Below are 19,595 nucleotides of genomic sequence, written 5' to 3'. Positions count from 1 at the left end.
GGTGCGGTGAATGCAGAAATTGGCGGCCCGCTAGGTCCGGCGAGGCATCTGTGCCTTGCGTGCTGACGGACATAGCGCTTGGGATACTCCCCTACGTGACCACAACTTTACCTTAGGCGTGCCCTGCGGACTGCATCTGGCGTAATTCGCGCTTCAACTCCTTGACTTCGTCACGGATGCGGGCCGCCACTTCGAACTGCAATTCAGCTGCCGCCCCGTGCATTTGTTCTGTCAGTTGCTCAATAAGTCCCACCAGGTCCTCCGCGGGAGCCGCGGCGAGGCCGTCCTGTCGAACAGTGGCAGCACCCTTGGCAGCGGACTTGCCGCGTTTGCCGCCCTTGGCCAGCCGGTTGTTGTTCAGCAGCTCCTGGGTGTCTGCGTCTTCCTTGGCCAGCTGGTCCGTAATGTCGGCGATCTTCTTGCGCAGTGGCTGGGGATCAATGCCGTGGTCTGTGTTGTATTGCACCTGGATGGCACGGCGCCTGTTGGTTTCTTCAATGGCATGGGCCATCGAGTCGGTAATCCGGTCAGCGTACATGTGGACCTGGCCGGAGACGTTACGTGCTGCGCGGCCAATGGTCTGGATCAGGGATGTGGAGGACCGCAGGAAGCCTTCCTTGTCGGCGTCGAGGATACTGACGAGGGAAACCTCAGGGAGGTCCAGGCCTTCACGGAGAAGGTTGATACCAACCAGGACATCAAAGACACCCATTCTCAGTTCACGGAGCAATTCCACGCGCCGCAGGGTGTCGACATCGGAGTGGAGGTACTCCACCTTGACGCCGTGGCCCACCAGGTAGTCGGTGAGGTCTTCGGCCATGCGCTTGGTCAGGGTGGTCACCAGGACGCGCTCATTCTTTTCCGTGCGCGTCCTGATCTCGCCCAGGAGGTCGTCAATCTGGCCCTTGGTGGGCTTGACCACCACTTCGGGGTCGATCAGGCCGGTGGGGCGGATGATCTGCTGCACGTAGCCATCGGCCTTGCCCAGCTCGTATTTGCCCGGTGTTGCCGAGAGGTAGACGGTTTGGCCGATGCGTTCCAGGAACTCATCCCACTTCAGCGGCCGGTTGTCCATCGCCGACGGTAGGCGGAAGCCAAAGTCCACGAGATTCCGCTTGCGGGACATATCGCCTTCGTACATCGCGCCGATTTGCGGGATGGTGACATGCGATTCATCGACTACCAGCAGGAAATCGTCCGGGAAGTAGTCAATCAGGCAGTGCGGTGCTGTCCCGGGGTTCCGTCCGTCGATGTGGACGGAGTAGTTCTCGATGCCGTTGCAGAAGCCCATCTGCTGCATCATTTCGAGATCGTAGGTGGTCCGCATCCGCAGGCGCTGCGCCTCCACCAACTTGTTCTGGCTTTCCAACACCTTCAAGCGGTCTGCCAGTTCGTCTTCAATGCGCTTGATGGCACGGGCCATGCGCTCGGGACCGGCAACGTAGTGCGACGCCGGGAAAACGTACATTTCCTCTTCATCACGGAGGACTTCGCCGGTGAGGGGGTGGAGGGTCTGGATGTTCTCGATTTCATCACCGAAGAATTCGATCCTGATGGCCAGTTCCTCATACATGGGAATGATCTCCACGGTGTCGCCGCGGACCCGGAACGTTCCCCGGTGGAAGTCCATGTCATTGCGGGCGTATTGCATGGAGACGAACTTCCGCAGGAGGTGGTCGCGGTTCATCTCCGCGCCCTTGCGGAGCGTCACCATGCCGGCAATGTACTCTTCCGGCGTACCCAAGCCGTAAATGCAGGAGACCGTGGCCACCACGATGACGTCGCGGCGGGTCAACAATGCGTTGGTGGCTGAGTGCCGGAGCCGCTCGACTTCCTCATTGATGGAGGAATCCTTCTCAATGAAGGTATCTGTCTGCGCTACGTATGCCTCTGGCTGGTAGTAGTCGTAGTACGAGACGAAGTACTCCACCGCATTGTTGGGCAGAAGCTCACGGAATTCGTTGGCAAGCTGCGCGGCAAGGGTCTTGTTCTGAACCATCACCAGGGTGGGTCGCTGGACCTGCTCGATCAGCCACGCAGTGGTGGCGCTCTTACCCGTACCAGTGGCACCGAGGAGGACGACGTCCTTTTCCCCGTTGTTGATCCGTTCAGTCAGCTCTGCAATGGCAGTAGGCTGATCGCCGGCAGGCTTGAACTCGCTGATGACTTCGAACGGCGCGACGACACGATTGATCTCCTGGGCAAGGCTCATACATCAAATCTACCCCCGGTCCCGGTCAGCTACTGTCCGCGTTTGCCGTCAGCAGAAGACTGGTACGACGGCGGCTGCCACCCCGTGCGGGCGGCCCACTGAGCCATGAGCGGCCAGGCCACTTGGGTGAACCACGGCTCCTTGGCCTCGGCATAGCCCTCAGTGTCCCCATCCCCCGCATGTGCTTCCGAAATTTCGAGTTTATGCGCCTCATACATTGCCAGGGCGGTGGGCTCGGACCTCAGCCAGTCGCGGAAAAGCAAGGCATAACGCCATCCGGCTGAGCCGGCCACCCGTACATGCAGGTTTACTGGCCGGCCCGGATCAGCGTTGGCGTGGAAACGCTTCTGCCACTCCGCGGGATCGGGGTTTCCGGGCTTGGGAGTGTCCTGGTTGACTCCCGGCACCGACGGAAAGCCGGCCGCCGCCAGCTGGGCCGCTATGTCATCGGCTGTTTCGAGGTCAGCCACAGCAACCTGAAGGTCAATCACATCCTTGGCCGCAAGCCCGGGCACGGAAGTGGAACCCACATGGTCCACGGCCAGGATCCGTGCAGGAGCGGCCGCTGCGATACGGGCTGTGAGTACCCCGGCCTGGCGGGTCCAGTCCGGATTGGCTGGCGACAGGACTGGCCCGGTATGCCGTCCTGCCCGTTGACCCTGACCCAAATTTTCGGCAAAGGGCACCAACCTGCCCGTCCACAAAGCGTCAACCTGGGCAAGCAGTTCTTCGCGGGCGCCGGCATTGGCCAAAACAACGTCTGCGGCGGCGTTACGTTCAGCAGTGGTAGCTTGGGCAGCCATGCGCGCCTGTGCATCCTCCGCGGTCATTGCCCGGAAATCCACCATGCGCTGCAGACGCACCTCTTCGGGTGCGTCCACCACCACCACCAAGTGGAAGTTGCTGCCTTGGCCAGTCTCCACAAGCAGCGGAATATCCTGCACCACGATGTCGGTGGGACCGGCGCCGGCCATCATGGCTGCTGCTTTTTCCCGCACCAACGGATGGACAATGCTGTTAAGGAGCTCCCGTTGTGCCGGGTCCCGGAACACGACGGACCCGAGCTTTGGTCGGTCGAGCCGGCCCTCGGCGTCGAGAATGCCAGGGCCGAAGGCAGCTGTGATGCGGTCCAAGCCGGCTGTGCCGGGTTCCACCACCTGCCTGGCGATGAGGTCTGCATCAATGAGCAGTGCACCCAATTTCTGCAACCTGGCAGCAACCAATGATTTACCCGAGGCAATGCCGCCCGTCAGTCCGATCTTCAACACCCCTCAACACTAGACTGAAGCGGTGGAAATTGAGGATCAGAGCCGGGCAACAACGTACACAACCCTGGCTGCGGGCGAGGATTTCCGCCACGAGCTTGAGATCCGTCGTTCGCGGTTCATTACCGTTCTCCGCCGATCCCCCGATGAAGGGACTGCCCGCGCGCTTGTGGCCGATCTGAGGCGCGAATTCCATGATGCGCGGCACCATTGCTCCGCGTTCGTCATTGGCCCGGATCGGGAGGTCCAGCGTTCCAACGACGACGGCGAACCCTCCGGCACTGCGGGCATCCCCATGTTGGAGGCTCTCATCAAGCGTGAGACAGCGCCAGGGGTGACGGACCTCAGCGACGTAAGTGTCGTCGTCGTGCGTTATTTCGGGGGTATCCTGCTGGGCGCCGGCGGCTTGGTCCGCGCATATTCTGAATCGGTCTCTGCTGCGCTGGATCCGGCTCCGCTGGTTCGGCGCCAAAGGCTGCGTTTGTGCGCCGTCGACGTTCTCCACGAAGAGGCCGGTCGGCTGGAAAACGAACTTCGCAGTTCCGGGTATGTCATGGCCGGTTCGTCCTATGGACCCCGGCACACAACCCTCAACGTTGCCCTGGCAGATGATGCGGCAACCATCGCCGACGCCCGTTCCAAGCTGGCGTCCCTGACCGCCGGCCGGGCAGAACTCAAACCCCTCGGCACGGAATGGATCGACGTACCGCGCTGATCAATCTGATTGCGGCCTAAGACAGAAGGACCCCTGCCCGGAGGCAGGGGTCCTTCTTTGGCTATTCAGCACATCCCGTGAGGGAGGCGGAATTAGTTGCCGGTCAGCTTCTCACGCAGTGCAGCGAGTGCTTCGTCGGACGCCAGGGTACCGCCGCCGGTGTTGGACTCAGCAGCAGCCGGCTCCGAGGAGTAGCTCGTGGTGCCGGAATCGCTCTCACCGGACGTTGCAGCAGCAGCGTCGTCAGCAGCGTGCTGGGCAACCTGCTTCTTGTGGGCTTCCCAACGGGTCTGGGCGTCAGCGTACTGCTGCTCCCAAGCTGCGCGCTGGGTCTCGTAGCCTTCGAGCCATTCGTTCGACTCGGGGTCGAAGCCCTCGGGGTACTTGTAGTTGCCCTCTTCGTCGTACTCAGCGGCCATGCCGTACAGAGCGGGATCGAACTCGGTGCTGTCAGCGTCAACGCCCTCGTTAGCCTGCTTGAGGGAGAGGGAGATGCGGCGACGCTCGAGGTCGATGTCGATGACCTTGACGAACAGTTCGTCGCCAACGGAGACAACCTGCTCGGCGAGCTCAACGTGGCGGACAGCCAGCTCGGAGATGTGCACGAGGCCTTCGATGCCGTCTTCGACGCGAACGAACGCACCGAACGGAACCAGCTTGGTGACCTTACCCGGAACAACCTGGCCGAGGGCGTGGGTGCGGGCGAAGGTCTGCCACGGATCTTCCTGCGTAGCCTTGAGCGACAGGGAGACACGCTCGCGGTCCAGATCCACTTCGAGGACCTCGACGGTGACTTCCTGGCCAACCTCGACAACCTCGGACGGGTGGTCGATGTGCTTCCAGGACAGCTCGGAAACGTGGACGAGGCCGTCTACGCCGCCCAGGTCCACGAAGGCACCGAAGTTGACGATGGAGGAAACAACGCCCGGACGAACCTGGCCCTTTTCCAGCTTGTTGAGGAACGTGGAGCGAACCTCGGACTGGGTCTGCTCGAGCCATGCACGGCGGGAGAGCACAACGTTGTTGCGGTTTTTGTCCAGCTCGATGATCTTGGCTTCGATCTGCTGACCGATGTACGGAGCGAGGTCGCGGACGCGGCGCATTTCGACGAGGGATGCGGGCAGGAAGCCACGCAGGCCGATGTCCAGGATGAGGCCACCCTTGACAACCTCGATGACGGTACCGGTAACGACGCCGTCTTCTTCCTTGACCTTCTCGATGTCGCCCCAGGCGCGCTCGTACTGAGCACGCTTCTTGGAGAGGATCAGACGGCCTTCTTTGTCTTCCTTGGTGAGAACCAAAGCTTCGACCTGATCGCCAACGGCGACGACGTCACCGGGATCAACATCGTGCTTGATGGAAAGCTCGCGGGAAGGGATGACACCTTCGGTCTTGTAACCGATGTCGAGCAGAACTTCGTCGCGGTCGACCTTGACGACGGTACCTTCGACGAGGTCACCGTCGTTGAAGTACTTGATGGTGGCGTCGACAGCTGCGAGGAAGTCCTCAGCGGTACCGATGTCGTTAATGGCGACTACGGGGGTACCGGGCTTCTCGGTGGAGGTGATGGTCATGTAGTAGGGGCTCCGTTGTGGATAGTGAGTCGGTCAGGCAAACCGCTGCCGTCCGGTTCCGGACGGCAGAACACGGCAAAGCGCCGGGTCATCCTGATTTGTGGATTAATACAAAATGGATTTAATACAAAATGGATGCATGCACGTAGTACACGCCCGTTTATTCTAGTCGCATTGGCAAAGCAGGGTCAAAAGGAGTCTCACAAGGTCAGGACATCTCCCAGCCGTGCAAACGTGACTCCCCTGTCCAGCATTCCCGGCAAGGCCCGGCCATAGCCTTCAGCCGTGCCCGCCGCGGGCCTGTTGAAGTGCGATATGACGATGTCGCCGGCCCTTGCCCGCCCTACCTCGCCCGCCACGGTCGATGCAGGATAAGTCGCGCCACCATCGCCGTTGATGGTGAAGTTGACCGGCAGCAGCCCCAGCCTTCTGGTCATCTCCACAGCGACGTCGTCGTAGAAAGCCGTTCCGGGACGGAAGAAGCCGGGCGGAGTACCGATCAGTTCCTGCATCAACGCCTGGTTTCCCATCAGTTCATCGTAGGCGGCAGCGGTGTTGGCAGTTCCTGCGATCCCGTAGGCGGCCCTTCCGGTGACCGACAACGGTTGGTGCAGCGTTCCATGATTGGCCAGTTCGAACAACGGTTCCGCGGCCAGTTCGGCGGCGAGTGACGGGTTGGCCTGGAGCCAGCGGCTGTTGATGAAGAGCGTGGCCGGGACATGGAGCCGGCGCAGCGTCTTCAGCAGCGCGTGGTCGCATCCAGTGCCTCCCGGGCCACCGCATGCGTCGAAGGTCAGCGCCACGTGCTTCGAGGCCGAATCGTTCACCACTCCCGTGACATGCAGACCCCATTCTTTGGGCCGCCGCCCGGCGAATTCGGCCATGATCTGCTGTTTGTCCGGAAGCACGGTTGCTGTGGCCTTGGCCGCAGGCGCAAGGGCAGCAGCGGCCTGTTCGCTGGATCTGGCAGCGATCGACGGCGGTGGCGTCGCCGGGCCTGTCGGCGGCGCCACCAGAGGCGCCACTGAAGGCGCTGCCGCATTTTTTGGTCGTTCAACCGACGAGCAGGCCGCCAGGGCAGCGGACGCGAGGCCCGCCATTCCAAGCAGCACTGATCGCCGGCCGGCCACAGGCCGCCGCTTGGAATCCCCCATGGATGTCCTTAATTTCAGTATGGAATTGCGTGTGGTCAGGTGTTGCGCATTAGTGGTGGAGCCTAGAAATGAGTCAGGCAGTGAGCCGGACGTTCCACCGCGAACAGTTGCTGGGCGAGGAACGCTGCACCCGCCGACTTCTCCCGGATGCGTCCCGCCGCGGCCAACGTCGCCGGCGACACTGCACCAAGATAGATGGAGGCAAGATCGGAAATGTCCATGCTCAAGTCGGCCGCCTCTCCCGCGGCTTCAGAAACGACGGCGGCAGCACCGCCGTCGGACTCCAGAACCCAACTGCCGCCGGCCAGGGACAGGGAGTCCTCCACCTCCAGCACCAGGCGTCCCGCTGAGGGGTAGTGCCGGGCTTGCAGGGCTGCCCCGATGTCCAGGATCCGGAGCCACAGCATGTCGCGGACATCGGAGGCATCCACGCACCTTGGGTCCTCAAGGGCCCACACCAGGGGATCGTCCACAGGCGCCTCAGCCCACACGACTTCTTCAATGAGGTCGATGCTGCCCATGAAGCGCCACAAATCGAGGTAGGCGGCCTGGGTGGCCGTAACGAAATCCACGATTTCCATGGTGTACGGCTTGTGGTCCCACCCCTTGAAGCGGTAGGAAACGTAGCCGTCCAACGCCCCGGTGAGGTCATAGTGCAGAGCACAGCGGACGCTGGTGTCAGGCTTGCCGTCTTGACCGATGGAACCTGATGCGAGCAGTCGGTAGTACTCCTGACGGTCCACCGAGCCAGGCGAAAGCCGCTGGAGCCGGTCGAATACGCGGGGTGCCAACTCCAGTAGCACGGAAGGATCGGCGGCTTCAACAGTTCCCACCGGCTCACCCTTCAACCTGAAGCGTGGGCCGGTGTCTACCTTGATACTGCGTTCAAAGGTAGCCACGCCGAAACCGAAGCGACCATAAATGGTTCCTTCCGAAGCCGTCAGTGCCGCAATGGCCAGGCCGTCGTCCTTGGCGCTTTCGAGGTCGGCAGTGATCATGCCGCGAAGTATGCCATTCCGCCGGTGCGTGCCACGGACCGTCACGGCGGTGACCAGGTTGGCTTCGAGCTGCCGGCCAAAGCCAACGTTCAACGCTTTGCGCATGGTGGCGTACGTCGCCACCGGAACGTCGGCGCCCAGCGAATGCTCAGGGACACTGCCGTTGATGTAGACGCCCGTCAGCTCGCGCTGATCGGCACTGTAGGCGCTGAGGGTCCTGGCGATGTACTCGTCATCGCGCTTTTGTTGGTGGAATCCATGAGATACAGCCTGCACCCAAGTGGCACAACGGCTGTAGGCATCGGAGTCTTCTTTGTCTGCAACAGCAGGGAAACGGCGGACAGAGTACTTTTGCGGGTTTGGTTCATTGGGATCGGCCACGTTCCCGAGCCTAGCCAGACGCCGCAGGGCGCGCCACCATCACAGCGGCGCGCCCTGCGGCGTTACGTGGAATTCCCGGCTGGATCAGTGTCCAGCCTCGTACCAGCTGGAACCGACGCCGATCTGGACATCAAGGGGAACTGAGAGGCGGGCAGCTGAACCCATCTGTTCGATTACCAGTTTCTCCACGGTTTCGCGCTCACCCGGAGCAACTTCGAGGACCAGTTCATCGTGGACCTGCAGCAGCATCCGGGACTTCAGGCCCTGGCCCGCGAGCTCGGCCGAGACTCCCAGCATGGCCCGTTTGATGAGGTCCGCGGCGGAGCCCTGGATGGGCGAGTTCAAGGCAATGCGTTCGGCTGCTTCCCGCGCCTGGCGATTGGTGCTCGTCAGGTCCGGCAGGTAACGGCGGCGGCCTTCGATGGTGGCCGTGTAGCCGTCCGTCCTGGCTTGGTCGACAACGCCGCGGAGGTAGTCGCGTACGCCGCCGAAGCGATCGAAGTAGTCCTTCATGAGCGTGCGTGCCTCATCCACGGAAATTTCCAGCTGCTTGGACAAGCCGAAGGAGGTCAGGCCATAAGCCAAACCATAGGACATCGCCTTCACCTTGGAACGCATGGCGCTGGTGACTTCGGCCGGCTCAACGTTGAAGATCCGGGAACCCACAAAACGGTGCAGGTCTTCACCGTCGCGGTAGGCCTGGATCAAGGCTTCGTCGCCGGAAAGGTGCGCCATGATACGCATTTCTATCTGTGAGTAGTCGGCCGACAACAAGCATTCGTACCCTTCACTGACCACGAAGATGCCCCGAACCCGACGACCCTCTTCACTGCGCACAGGGATGTTTTGCAGGTTGGGGTTGTTGGAGGAGATGCGGCCTGTGGCGGCGATGTTCTGCGCGTACGTGGTGTGGATGCGCTCGTCCTCAGCCACGGATTTCTTCAGCGTTTCCACCATCTGGGCCAGCTTGGAAGACTCTCGGTGCGCCATTAGCTGGACCAGGAATTCGTGCCCGGTTTTCTCCAGCAATCCCTTCAGGGACGCGGCATCGGTGGTGTAGCCGGACTTGATTTTCTTGGTCTTGGGCAGTCCCAGTTCCTCGAACAGGACGGTCTGGAGTTGCTTGGGCGAACCCAGGTTGACTTCATGCCCAATAGCCGCGAAAGCCTGTTCCTGGGCACTTTCGATCACCTTCGTGAGATCGGCCAGTTGCTCGTCCATGCGGTCGGTGGAGACGAAAATCCCGGTCAGTTCCATCTGGGCAAGGACACGTGCCACCGGCAGTTCCAGCGTGGTCAGGAGGGCATCGGCCTTGATGGCGGCAAGTTCAGTTTCGAAGTGCTTGCTGAGGGCGTGCACGACGGCGGCCTGCTGGACGAGCGCTGCTGCGGCAGCTTGGTCCGTTTCGCCGGAGAGGTCAAGCTCCAGCTGCCCGGATGCGGCAACAGCGGTGGTAAGCGAGATCTTCAGATGGACCTGTGCGAGCTCGGCGAGGTCGTAACTGCGTCGGTCCGGCTGGATCAGGTAACCCGAGATGGAGGTGTCATCCACTACGCCTTCCAAGCCCAGGCCACGGTGGTGCAGGGCCTTGAGAGCGGACTTGAACTCATGCAGGACTTTGGCTTCTTCGGGGTCCTGCAGCCATGTGGCCAGGACGGACTCCGCTTCAGCATCCAGGGCCGTGAGCTCGATGTAGGCGGCGCCGTTGTTCCTCACCACAGCCAGGGCATTGGCGTCCTCACCGATCCGTCCAGGAACCAGGTGGACAGCCAGGGCGGAACGGACCCCCGCCCCTGCAGAGAAGAAGTCCCGCAGTCCCGAGGCATCCGTGAGCGAGGCAAACTCCGGGGCTTCAATCGTGTCAGGCGCCTCACCGGCGGTGTCATCACCGTAAAGATCGAACAACCGGGTACGCAGGGTACGGAACTCAAGTTCCTCAAAAAGTTCCTCGATGGCCTGGCGGTCCGGGCGTGGCTCGTGGAGGTCCTCCAGGGCAAGGGGCAGCTCCAGGTCGGTCAGGAGCTGGTTGAGCCGGCGGTTGCGCTTGACGTTCTCCAGGTTCTCCTTCAGGGCACCGCCCACCTTGCCCCCGATGGAGTCAAGGTTTTCCAGGATTCCTTCGAGGCCGCCGTAAAGGTTGATCCATTTGGCGGCCGTCTTGGGACCCACTCCGGGGACGCCGGGAAGGTTGTCGGCCGTTTCGCCGACAAGTGCAGCGAGGTCCGAGTACAGGCCGGGCTTGACGAAGTACTTTTCCTCGATGGCTGCGGCGTCCATCCTGGGGATGTTGCTCACGCCCTGCTTGGGGTAGAGCACAAAAACGTTGTCGTTGATCAGCTGGAAGGCATCCCTGTCACCGGAGACAAGGAGGACTTCAAAACCGGCGGCGTCGCCCTGGGCGGCCAGGGTAGCCAGGACGTCGTCTGCCTCGTATCCAGGCATGGCAATGGTCTTGATGCCCCATGCCTCCATCACCTTGGCGATGAGGCCGATCTGGCCGGCGAATTCTGCGGGCGTGGCATTGCGCCCACCCTTGTATTCGCTGTACTCGGCTTTCCGGAAGGTGGTGTCGTCGGAGACGTCAAAAGCCACGGCGACGTGCGTGGGCTTCTGGTCCTTGATCAGGTTGATCAACATGGAGGTAAACCCATGGACTGCGTTGGTGTACTGCCCCCGGGCTGTGGAGAAGTTCTCTGCGGGAAGGGCATAAAAAGCCCGGAACGCCATGGAGTGGCCGTCCAGGACCAGCAGCCTGGGCCGGCCCTCCCCCGTGGTTCCGGCCGATGCTGTGGCAGAGGGGGTGGGTGCTGTCGCGATGGCAGCAGCTTGGGCCGTTGGAACCTGGTCCGGTTTGGTTGTTTCACTCACAGGTGCCAGCCTAGTTGGCATGATGGACAATTTCACGCCGAACCCCTTTGTCGACGAACTCAACGAGGCAGGGGTGCCCGAACAATTCCACGATTGGCTTTCGGCGCACGGCGTCGGAGCGCTGGTGGTAAAACTCGGTATCCGTTTCACTGAGATGAGCGCAGAGAGAATGGTCGCCACCATGCCGGTTGAAGGAAACACCCAAGTGGCGGGCATCCTTCACGGTGGCGCCCACGTTGTCCTTGCAGAGACGCTGGGCTCCTTTGCAGCATCCCTCCATGCAGGGAGGGGCCGCCATGCCGTAGGCATCGAGGTTGGCGCCACCCACCACCGTTCAGTAGCCAGCGGCCTGGTCACGGGCACCTGCACGGCCATTCACCTGGGCGGCACGCTGGCTACGCACGAGATCGTCATCACCGACGACAAGGGCCGCCGCCTCTCAACGGCCAGGATCACCAACATGATCCGGGACAACCGCCACTGACCCCCTAAGCCCGGCCCGTCGGCAGCCGGTAGTGCAGCTCGGCCGCTGCCCCGCCAATGATCTTGTGCGAAACCAGCTCAAGTGGCGCCGTCGGGCCTTGGAGCGGCAACAGCCGCTTTCCCGCTCCCAGCACCACCGGCACAATCGTGACGATCATCTCGTCCAGGAGGCCGGCATTGGCGAATTGGGCCACCAGGTCCCCACCGCCAACCAGCCAGACATTCTTGTCGCCGGCATCCTTGAGCAGGTCCGGAGCAAACTCCCTGACGTCTCCGCGGACAAAAGTGATGTTGGCTCCGGCCGGAGCAGAATACTCGTGGTGGGTAAAAACCCAACTGGGAAGGTCCGGATAGGGCCATGCGCCGGGCTCGTGCTCCAGGAGCCATCGGTAGGTGTCCCCGCCCATGGCAATACACCCAACGCCGGCCATGAAGGACTCGATGCCCTCGTTGACGCCTTCGACCTGATCGAACTGCAGGAGCCAGCCAAGGTCGTCGTCCGCCGAGGCAATGAAGCCATCGATGGTGGAAGCCACGTAATACTGGAAGGTCGCCATGGAGCCAGCCTAGTCAGTCGGAGGCAGGGTTCCCATACTCGACCCGGACACTGCCGTCGTCCTGCAGCACCACCACGCGCCCCCGCTCAAGCGACCAGCCGTCATTGAGCAGGAAGATCCGTCCGCCGCTGACCACCAGCAACCTCAGCCCCGTGTACCGGTAGAGCGGGGCCCCCTCGGAGCCGGCCGATTCCTCGCGGACATTTGGAGCACCAACGGCAAGGCGGTCTTTGCTGTAGACCACCGCTGTTGGCAACAGGCTCGAGCGGGCCTGGTAATCCAGGGCCGCTCCCCTGCCCAGCGCCTGGGCGTAGTCGGACGTACCCCAAAAGAGCAACAGGGTGACGAGGACGAACACCAATGACCTCTCAAGGGCCCTTGGTGCCTGCAGAGTCCGCGGTGGGGGCTCTGTACGGTCATCGGCCCTGCGCCTGAGGTTCATGCCCCATGCCCCCACCACCAGTCCCCCTGCGATCAGGAAAGGCACGTACAGCAGGATCTGCTCGGGGCGGGCGGAAACGGCAAGCCACATGGCCGCAGCGTAGGCAAAGCCGAGCAGCATCACCACAGTGCCGGCCAGGCGGACCGCCTTCCTGTAGCGCCCTGCCTCGAGAAGCCGCGACACAGCACGGTCCAGCATGAGCCACAGCAGGCCAATGACCACCAGCCATGCCAGCGGCTGGAACAGCGACTGGATGCTCCGCAGGATGAAGTCCTGCACCGTGTAGCCGAACAGGCTGACGTCAAGGCCCATGGCTTTGGCATCCGTACGCGCCCACCCGAAGTAGACCAGCAATGCTGTTGCCACGGTCAAGGGGGGCCCGATGACCTGGAGGACCTGAAGGGTCCGCTGCCAACGGGTGTTGTTGATTTGCTCTTCGGTATCCGGTGCGTCGCTCACGGTGCGGCCGTGGGGCTGGCACCGCTGGCACGCGGCGTTGCCGGCGGCTGCGTTGCGGACGGCTGCCCGGACTCCTGCCCACCCGGCTCCTGCCCGCTTGACGGTGGCGCAGTGGCAGGTGGAGTGGCAGGTGCAGTGGGGGTAGGGCCATTGCCGGGTGGTGGATTCCCGGTGCCCGGGGACTGGGCGGAACCGCCGGAGTCGTCATAGAAGAAGGTCACCGTTCCGGCAACGTCCACTGTGTCCGTAATGGAGATACGGATGGAGTCCCGCCCGCCTGAAGGCGGCATCCGCAAATAGACGGGCTTGTAGTCGTCCCTGGCGGCGACGAATTCAGCGTCCGCCGGGACGCCGTCGAACAGGACATCGCCTACGCGGACGTAGTAGCCGTCCAGGCGGACAATCGTTCCGCCGGTACTGGGCCCGGACGCCCGCGCCAGTCCGTGGACGGGCCTGAGTTCTTCGTCCACCACCGTCAGGCCAACGAGCTGCCGCGGGCAGGCCTCGCCCTGCCCTGGTTCTACGGTGAAGACCGCATTGGGGTTGCTCCGGTGCTGCGCCAGCAGGGACGCAGCGGTGGCAGCCACCCTGAACTCCAGGCATTGGGTTTGCGGAATCCGCGGCGTGGCAGCAACGGCGATGGAGGCGCGCTGCCAGTCCTGCTGGGCCCCGCTTTGAAGCGCCTTGCATACCGCTGCGCCGGCCAGCCATACAGCGGCATCGTCCGCCCCCTGCACGATGTCCACCAAGGCATCGCACTGGAATTGCTGAAGCAAAAGGTACCGCTGTCCGGAGGTGGGATCATTCGGCCCGACCGGTCCTATGGGGACCCAACGAACCACTGGAGCCTCTGCCTTCGGCGCCCCGGGCCCTGCAGGACCCGCCGGCTGGGTGGCCGTAGGGACTACGTTGTTTGAACTTGGCTGGGCGGGCGCAGCCGCCGTGGAGGAACCGGGAGAGGGTGATTCTCCCTGGGGAGCCGGCGGAAGGCAGGCACAAAGCGCCAGCGTCAAGACCGGAACCAGGGCCAGTCCAAGGGATTGGCTTCGGGATGGGCATTTCATGACAGCCCCGCATCTACCGGATCACAACCACGCAGTTATGTGCATAACTACATTGCTGATTATTCTCCCGAATGCCGCGGACGGCCAGAGATGCCGCTACTTTCCGAAGTAGGGAACTATCAAGTAGATTCCGAACAATACGGCCACGCCGCAGACGCCGAAACAAACGAACGCCAGTGAGCGAACGAGTCCGGGTGATTTTTGCTGGGCGTCACCGGCGATGGCGGTGAGCCGCACTCCCAAGGAGTACAGGACCACCAGCGTCACGGCTGCCACCAGGGTCACGCCGGCAACCTGCAGCAATTCCAACCATTTCATCGCTGCGCATCCTCGTTTTTGCTGGTCTTTTGATTCTTCTTTTTCTTGCGGAACCGCACCGCGTGGTGGGCCTCTTCGACCTCGACAGCGTTGTGGTGGCCCACGTGCGATTTGCGGGACGCGACAAACATGAACAGCACTGCTGCCGTTCCCACCACCGCGGCAATAATGACACCCACGACGCCGATGCCCACCAGCAGCGCTGTCAGCGCACCGACAATTGCGGACGCTGGAAGGGTGAAGAGCCATCCCAAAGCAATCTTTCCCGCGGTACCCCAGCGAACGGAGGTGCCTTTGCGGCCCAGGCCCGAGCCGATGACTGAGCCCGAAGCGACCTGCGTGGTGGACAAGGCAAAGCCGAGGTGGGAGGAGGCGAGAATGGCCGACGCGGTGCTGGTTTCAGCGGAGAAACCCTGGGCCGGTTTGACCTCGGTCAGCCCGGAGCCCATGGTGCGGATGATCCGCCAACCGCCGGCATAGGTGCCGATGGCGATGGCGAAGGCACATGCTGCGATGACCCAGAACTGCGGACCGCTGCCCGGTTCCTGGGTGCCGGCGGCAATAAGGACCAGGGTGATGATGCCCATGGTCTTCTGGGCGTCGTTGGTGCCGTGTGCCAGCGCTACGAGGCTGGAGGTAAAAATCTGACCGGTGCGGAAGCCGCCACGTTTCTGCGTGAGCTTGTCACCGGTCTCGGGATCGTGCCGTGAGGTCAGCGCGTAGGCCAGGCGGGTACAGATGTACGCCACCAGTCCCGCGATCAGGGGCGCGAAGACGGCGGGCAGGATCACTTTCTGCAGCACGGTCTCAAAATTGATGGAGTGGAATCCGATGCCCACAACGGCTGCGCCGATCAGTCCGCCGAACAAAGCGTGCGACGAACTCGAAGGCAGGCCCTTAAGCCAGGTGATCATGTTCCACAGGACAGCACCCATCAGTCCGGCAAAAATAATATCGGGAGTGATGTGGATGCCATCGGATCCCTCCCGGATCAGCCCGCCGGAAATGGTCTTGGCTACTTCCGTGGAGAGGAAGGCGCCCACGAGGTTCAGCACGGCGGCCAGGGCAACGGCCGTTTTGGGCTTGATCGCCCCCGTAGCGATGGGCGTAGCCATCGCATTTGCGGTGTCGTGAAATCCGTTGGTGAAGTCAAAGAATAGGGCCAACGCTATTACCAGCGCGACCATGAAGGTGATATCCACCTGTTGCCCAATCTGCAGAGTCGACGACGTTCAGCAGTTTCACTTCCCCATACCTGCCATCCACAGCATAGTTCAGCAACTGTTCAACTGACTCTGCTTGCGGCATTCACTCTGGCGGGCTTGAAACCTTAAGAATCCTACGTGGCATCCTGTGAGCGGACAAACGTATCTTCCCTGGGCTTCAGCCCAGATACTCCCGAACAGCGGCAAGGTCGCCCGGCGACAGTCCCTTACGGGGATCGGGTGAGATACAAAGCACATGGTCCTGCTGGTATTCGGCCCAGGAAAGGGCATCGGATTCCCTGTTGAGCTGGTCATCGAGCCATACGATCCGCTGGCTTCCCGAGGACGCCAGATCCTTCTGGAGGGCTACAAACTTCCACCACTCGGGCCCCTGGTCCCAGCCTTGGCTGGACAGGACGGGCCACTCCTGACCGTTGAGGCCAATGGCAGGGCAGAGAAACTCGGGGGCAAGGCGCTCCCACGTGGTCAGCCAAACGAAACGCGCAGCAGGGTGGGCAGCGAGGTCATTGAGTCCGGCAACCAATTCCGGCGCGAAAGCCACCTCCAGGATGCCGGCGTCGGCAGTTGCCCATTCGCCGCCCCAGTCGGTGGTCCCCATAGGGCTGAAGGGGTTTACCACGCCATCGACATCCAAGTAGATGGACACGGGCACGGCGGCGCTGCCGGCATATTCCATGGCCACTCCCCCTTCCCCAATGGTTGGCCTTCAGCCTACGGGACTCCGGGCTCAACCAGATCACAAATCAATCCCTTGACGTGCGTCATGGAAGTGATAATCTCAAGTCATGGAAAAGCCCACAGTCCATTCCGCCCAGAGCGTCCGGGATATCGAGGACACAGTCCGCACTGATTTCCGGCACGCCATGTCCTACGGCGGATATCTGGACCTTGACCACCTGCTCAGCTCGCAGCACCCCCTTAGCCAACCGGAACACCATGATGAACTTTTGTTCATCATCCAGCACCAGACCAGCGAGCTCTGGCTCAAACTGGTCCTTCATGAACTCCTCGAAGCACGCCGGCTTTTTGATGCCGACAACCTGGGCAAAGCCCTGAAGTGCATCGCCCGCGTGAAGGCTATCCAGCGCACGATGACCGAACAGTGGTCCGTCCTGGGAACCCTCACCCCGCGCGAATATTCGCAGTTCCGTGGATTCCTGGGAAGTTCATCGGGCTTCCAGTCCTACCAGTACCGTGCTGTCGAATTCCTGCTGGGCAACAAGAACCGCGGGATGCTGCGGGTGTTCGAAAGCGAGCCCGAAGCGCATGCGCTGCTTGGCAAACTCCTGGAGGAACCCACGCTGTACGACGCTTTCCTTGCTGTCCTTTCACGCGCCGGATACGGGATCCCCACTGACATCCTCGAGCGCGACACCAGCGAGCCGTGGACCTTCCGCCAGGACCTCGTGCCTATTTTCCAGAAGATCTATGAATCGGACGACACTCCGTGGGGCCTGTATGAGGCTTGCGAGGACCTGGTGGACATCGAGGACAACTTCCAGGCCTGGCGGTTCCGCCACCTGCGGACGGTCCAGCGGACCATCGGTTTCAAGGTGGGCACTGGAGGATCCTCGGGGGTTGACTTCCTCAAGCGCGCCCTGGACCTCACCTTCTTCCCCGAGCTTTACGCCGTCCGTACCGAAATCGGTAACTAAGCATCCAGGCCACCACCGGGCCATTGCCCGGCCACACATTTTCCCCAGGAGGAACCATGACCACAGCACAGCAGACCCAGCGGCCAACGGCGGCCGAACTGGACGCCGCTGATCCCCTTGCCGCCCAGCGCGATGCTTTCTACGCGCCCGACGCCGATCAGCTTGCCTCATACCTGGACGGCAATTCGCTGGGACGCCCACTGAAAGTCACGGCTGCGAACCTGGATGCCTTTGTGCACAAGTCCTGGGGCAGCCGCCTCATCCGGGGTTGGGATGAGCAGTGGATGGATGAGCCGATCACGGTGGGAGACCGTATCGGTGAGGTGACCCTGGGCGCGGCCGCAGGGCAGACCACCGTGGGCGACTCCACGTCCGTGATGCTCTACAAGATGATCCGTGCGGCGGTGGACGCCCAACCGGGCCGGGATGAAATCATCATTGACCGCGACAACTTTCCCACGGACCGCTTCATCATCGAAGGCATTGCCGCGGAACGTGGTGCGAGCATCAAATGGATCGCCGCAAACCCTTCCAGCGGCGTGCGCGCGGAGGACCTGGACGGACTGTTGGGTGATAGGACAGCGGTAGTGGTCCTGAGCCACATTGCGTATCGCTCCGGGTTCCTGGCCGACGCCGAGGGAATCACCGCGAAAGTGCACGAGGCCGGCGCACTGATGCTGTGGGACCTTTGCCACTCCGTAGGTTCGGTGCCCCTTGAGCTGGACAAATGGGGCGTGGACATCGCCGTAGGTTGTACTTACAAGTACCTCAACGGTGGCCCGGGTTCGCCGGCGTTCGCTTATGTCAACTCCTCGATGCAGGACCGCCTCCAGCAACCCATCTGGGGTTGGATGGGAGCTGAAAACCCGTTTGGCATGACGGACAGCTACCGCCCTGCCCAAGGAATGCGCAGGTTCATCACAGGAACTCCTCCCGTGCTGGCCATGCAGCCCATGAAGGACATGCTGGAGCTGATCGCCTCTGTTGGCATGGACGCAGTCCGCGCCAAATCCATCAAGCTCACCGAATACGCGATCGCCCTTTCCGAAGAACTCCTGGTTCCGCTGGGCGCTGAAATCGTCAGCCCCCGTGACGTCGCCGAGCGCGGATCCCACATCACTGTGGACCACCCCCTCTTCTCGGATGTCACCGCAAAGCTCTGGGAAAAGGGTGTCATCCCCGACTTCCGCCCTCCGCACGGCCTTCGCATTGGCTTGTCGCCGTTGAGCACAAGCTTTGCCGAAGTCGAACTGGGAGTGACAGCAATCCGCGACGCGCTCTCTGAACTGCAGTAACCCGGAATGAGCGCCGTCCTTGACGACATGGACTCCCGTCCAGGGAGTACCACGTCGTTGCTGCGAACCGTTATTGGCCTGTACTTGCGTGACGCCGGCGGATGGATGTCCGCCAAGGACATTGTTGTGCTCATGGAGGCCTTGGGAACGTCCGGAACAGTAACCCGCACTGCCCTGGGCCGGTTGCGGAAGAAGGACGTGGTGCTCCAGGAGACGCGCGCCGGGATTCCCGGGTTCACCCTCACCGACGGCGCTGCAACCATGCTGGCACGTGGTGACCGCCGCATCTATAACCCCCGCAGCATGTCGTTGGAGGACCCCTGGTGCCTGATTTCCTTCTCCATTCCCGAAACGGAACGCGAAAAGAGGCACCAGTTGCGGCGCCGGCTCCACTGGATCGGCTGTGGGACGGTGGCCGCGGGTTTGTGGATCTGCCCTGATACATTGCGCGAAGAAGTTGAGGAGATCCTCACTGACCTGTCGATCCGGGACATGGCCACAATCTTTGTGACGGGAACTCCCCTGGTTGGCGGCAGCCTCCGGGAGGCAGCCGCCAAGTGGTGGGACCTGGACGCAGTGGCCGCGCTCCATGGGGACTTCATCCGTGAGCACGGTTCGGCAAGAGCTCAGGGTTCCGATGCTTCAAGGCCCCAGAGCACAACGGTGCAACCGTCCGCGGATGCCTTCTCCATTTACGTGCAGTGCATTGACCGATGGCGGATCATCCCTTACCTCGACCCCGGGCTGCCACCGGAATTCCTGCCGGAGGACTGGCCCGGGGCCGAAGGTGCGGAGCTGTTTGGCCGGATTGTTGCTGCCTACGCGGAGCCCGGCGCAGAGTTTGTCCGCCGGACCCTGAAGGAAACATCGGGAATTACCCCCGCTGTCCCCTGATCCAGCGCTGAGGGAGTGCTGACGTGCCCTGGCCG

At 62.2% G+C, this 19,595-nt stretch carries 17 protein-coding genes; 5 read left to right on the top strand and 12 right to left on the bottom strand.

Features of this window, described 5'->3' with window-relative positions; all coding sequences use genetic code 11:
• Positions 1 to 112 precede the first annotated feature (112 nt).
• Positions 113 to 2,212, bottom strand: a complete 2,100-nt coding sequence (gene uvrB, locus BLQ01_RS11060; protein WP_026540607.1) for an excinuclease ABC subunit UvrB — start codon at positions 2,210 to 2,212, stop codon at positions 113 to 115.
• A 29-nt stretch (positions 2,213 to 2,241) separates the two neighbouring features.
• A complete protein-coding gene (gene coaE, locus BLQ01_RS11055) occupies positions 2,242 to 3,480 on the bottom strand; it encodes a dephospho-CoA kinase (protein ID WP_091551764.1) in 1,239 nt (412 codons plus the stop codon).
• A 22-nt stretch (positions 3,481 to 3,502) separates the two neighbouring features.
• Between coaE and BLQ01_RS11050 the strand changes: the two genes are divergently transcribed.
• On the top strand, positions 3,503 to 4,192 hold the full coding sequence (locus BLQ01_RS11050; protein ID WP_091551763.1) for an IMPACT family protein: 690 nt from the start codon (positions 3,503 to 3,505) through the stop codon (positions 4,190 to 4,192).
• Positions 4,193 to 4,284: 92 nt separating this feature from the next.
• Here BLQ01_RS11050 and rpsA read toward each other — a convergent pair whose 3' ends face one another.
• The 4 genes from rpsA to polA form a co-directional block, all read right to left on the bottom strand.
• Positions 4,285 to 5,766 carry a 30S ribosomal protein S1 gene (gene rpsA / locus BLQ01_RS11045; RefSeq protein WP_026540604.1) on the bottom strand — a complete coding sequence of 494 codons (1,482 nt, stop codon included), beginning with the start codon at positions 5,764 to 5,766 and terminating at the stop codon, positions 4,285 to 4,287.
• A 200-nt stretch (positions 5,767 to 5,966) separates the two neighbouring features.
• Positions 5,967 to 6,920, bottom strand: a complete 954-nt coding sequence (locus tag BLQ01_RS11040) for a polysaccharide deacetylase family protein (RefSeq protein WP_091551761.1) — start codon at positions 6,918 to 6,920, stop codon at positions 5,967 to 5,969.
• A 62-nt stretch (positions 6,921 to 6,982) separates the two neighbouring features.
• Positions 6,983 to 8,299, bottom strand: coding sequence for a GNAT family N-acetyltransferase (locus BLQ01_RS11035; protein WP_091551760.1), 1,317 nt, complete (start codon positions 8,297 to 8,299; stop codon positions 6,983 to 6,985).
• Positions 8,300 to 8,383: 84 nt separating this feature from the next.
• Positions 8,384 to 11,026: a DNA polymerase I gene (gene polA, locus BLQ01_RS11030; RefSeq protein WP_254779397.1), complete on the bottom strand. Its 2,643-nt coding sequence runs from the start codon at positions 11,024 to 11,026 to the stop codon at positions 8,384 to 8,386.
• A gap of 160 nt (positions 11,027 to 11,186) precedes the next feature.
• On the opposite strand from polA, the gene BLQ01_RS11025 reads away from it, so the two are divergent.
• The gene (locus BLQ01_RS11025) at positions 11,187 to 11,651 is read left to right on the top strand and encodes a hotdog fold thioesterase (RefSeq protein ID WP_091551757.1); all 465 of its coding nucleotides are present in this window, start codon (positions 11,187 to 11,189) and stop codon (positions 11,649 to 11,651) included.
• A gap of 4 nt (positions 11,652 to 11,655) precedes the next feature.
• Here BLQ01_RS11025 and BLQ01_RS11020 read toward each other — a convergent pair whose 3' ends face one another.
• The 6 genes from BLQ01_RS11020 to BLQ01_RS10995 all read right to left on the bottom strand — a co-directional run bounded on the left by BLQ01_RS11020 (position 11,656) and on the right by BLQ01_RS10995 (position 16,392).
• Positions 11,656 to 12,207: a dihydrofolate reductase family protein gene (locus tag BLQ01_RS11020; protein WP_026540599.1), complete on the bottom strand. Its 552-nt coding sequence runs from the start codon at positions 12,205 to 12,207 to the stop codon at positions 11,656 to 11,658.
• 13 nt (positions 12,208 to 12,220) lie between these two features.
• Entirely contained in the window at positions 12,221 to 13,108 is an 888-nt protein-coding gene (locus tag BLQ01_RS11015; protein WP_254779369.1) for a hypothetical protein, read from the bottom strand.
• Positions 13,105 to 13,884: a hypothetical protein gene (locus BLQ01_RS11010; RefSeq protein ID WP_139183481.1), complete on the bottom strand. Its 780-nt coding sequence runs from the start codon at positions 13,882 to 13,884 to the stop codon at positions 13,105 to 13,107. The genes BLQ01_RS11015 and BLQ01_RS11010 overlap by 4 nt, the downstream gene beginning before the upstream one ends.
• A gap of 384 nt (positions 13,885 to 14,268) precedes the next feature.
• Positions 14,269 to 14,490, bottom strand: a complete 222-nt coding sequence (locus BLQ01_RS11005; protein ID WP_026540597.1) for a hypothetical protein — start codon at positions 14,488 to 14,490, stop codon at positions 14,269 to 14,271.
• Entirely contained in the window at positions 14,487 to 15,692 is a 1,206-nt protein-coding gene (locus tag BLQ01_RS11000; protein ID WP_026540596.1) for an inorganic phosphate transporter, read from the bottom strand. Before BLQ01_RS11000 ends, BLQ01_RS11005 begins: the two co-directional genes overlap by 4 nt.
• Before the next feature lie 181 nt (positions 15,693 to 15,873).
• Positions 15,874 to 16,392 carry an HAD domain-containing protein gene (locus BLQ01_RS10995; RefSeq protein ID WP_091551754.1) on the bottom strand — a complete coding sequence of 173 codons (519 nt, stop codon included), beginning with the start codon at positions 16,390 to 16,392 and terminating at the stop codon, positions 15,874 to 15,876.
• 109 nt (positions 16,393 to 16,501) lie between these two features.
• On the opposite strand from BLQ01_RS10995, the gene kynA reads away from it, so the two are divergent.
• From kynA to BLQ01_RS10980, 3 genes are read left to right on the top strand one after another with little or no spacing between them, the layout of a single operon-like run.
• Positions 16,502 to 17,371 (top strand): tryptophan 2,3-dioxygenase, encoded by an 870-nt coding sequence (kynA, locus tag BLQ01_RS10990; protein ID WP_026546752.1) that lies wholly within the window; start codon positions 16,502 to 16,504, stop codon positions 17,369 to 17,371.
• Positions 17,372 to 17,427: 56 nt separating this feature from the next.
• Positions 17,428 to 18,666 carry a kynureninase gene (gene kynU, locus BLQ01_RS10985; RefSeq protein WP_026540593.1) on the top strand — a complete coding sequence of 413 codons (1,239 nt, stop codon included), beginning with the start codon at positions 17,428 to 17,430 and terminating at the stop codon, positions 18,664 to 18,666.
• Between the two features lie 6 nt (positions 18,667 to 18,672).
• Positions 18,673 to 19,560 carry a PaaX family transcriptional regulator gene (locus BLQ01_RS10980; RefSeq protein WP_091551752.1) on the top strand — a complete coding sequence of 296 codons (888 nt, stop codon included), beginning with the start codon at positions 18,673 to 18,675 and terminating at the stop codon, positions 19,558 to 19,560.
• Positions 19,561 to 19,595 lie beyond the last annotated feature (35 nt).

The organism is Arthrobacter sp. UNCCL28, from assembly GCF_900102805.1.
In the GTDB taxonomy this organism is placed as follows: Bacteria; Actinomycetota; Actinomycetes; order Actinomycetales; family Micrococcaceae; genus Arthrobacter; species Arthrobacter nicotinovorans_A.
The sequence above is the reverse complement of the archived record's forward strand: the minus strand, read 5'-3'. Positions and strand labels throughout refer to the sequence as shown.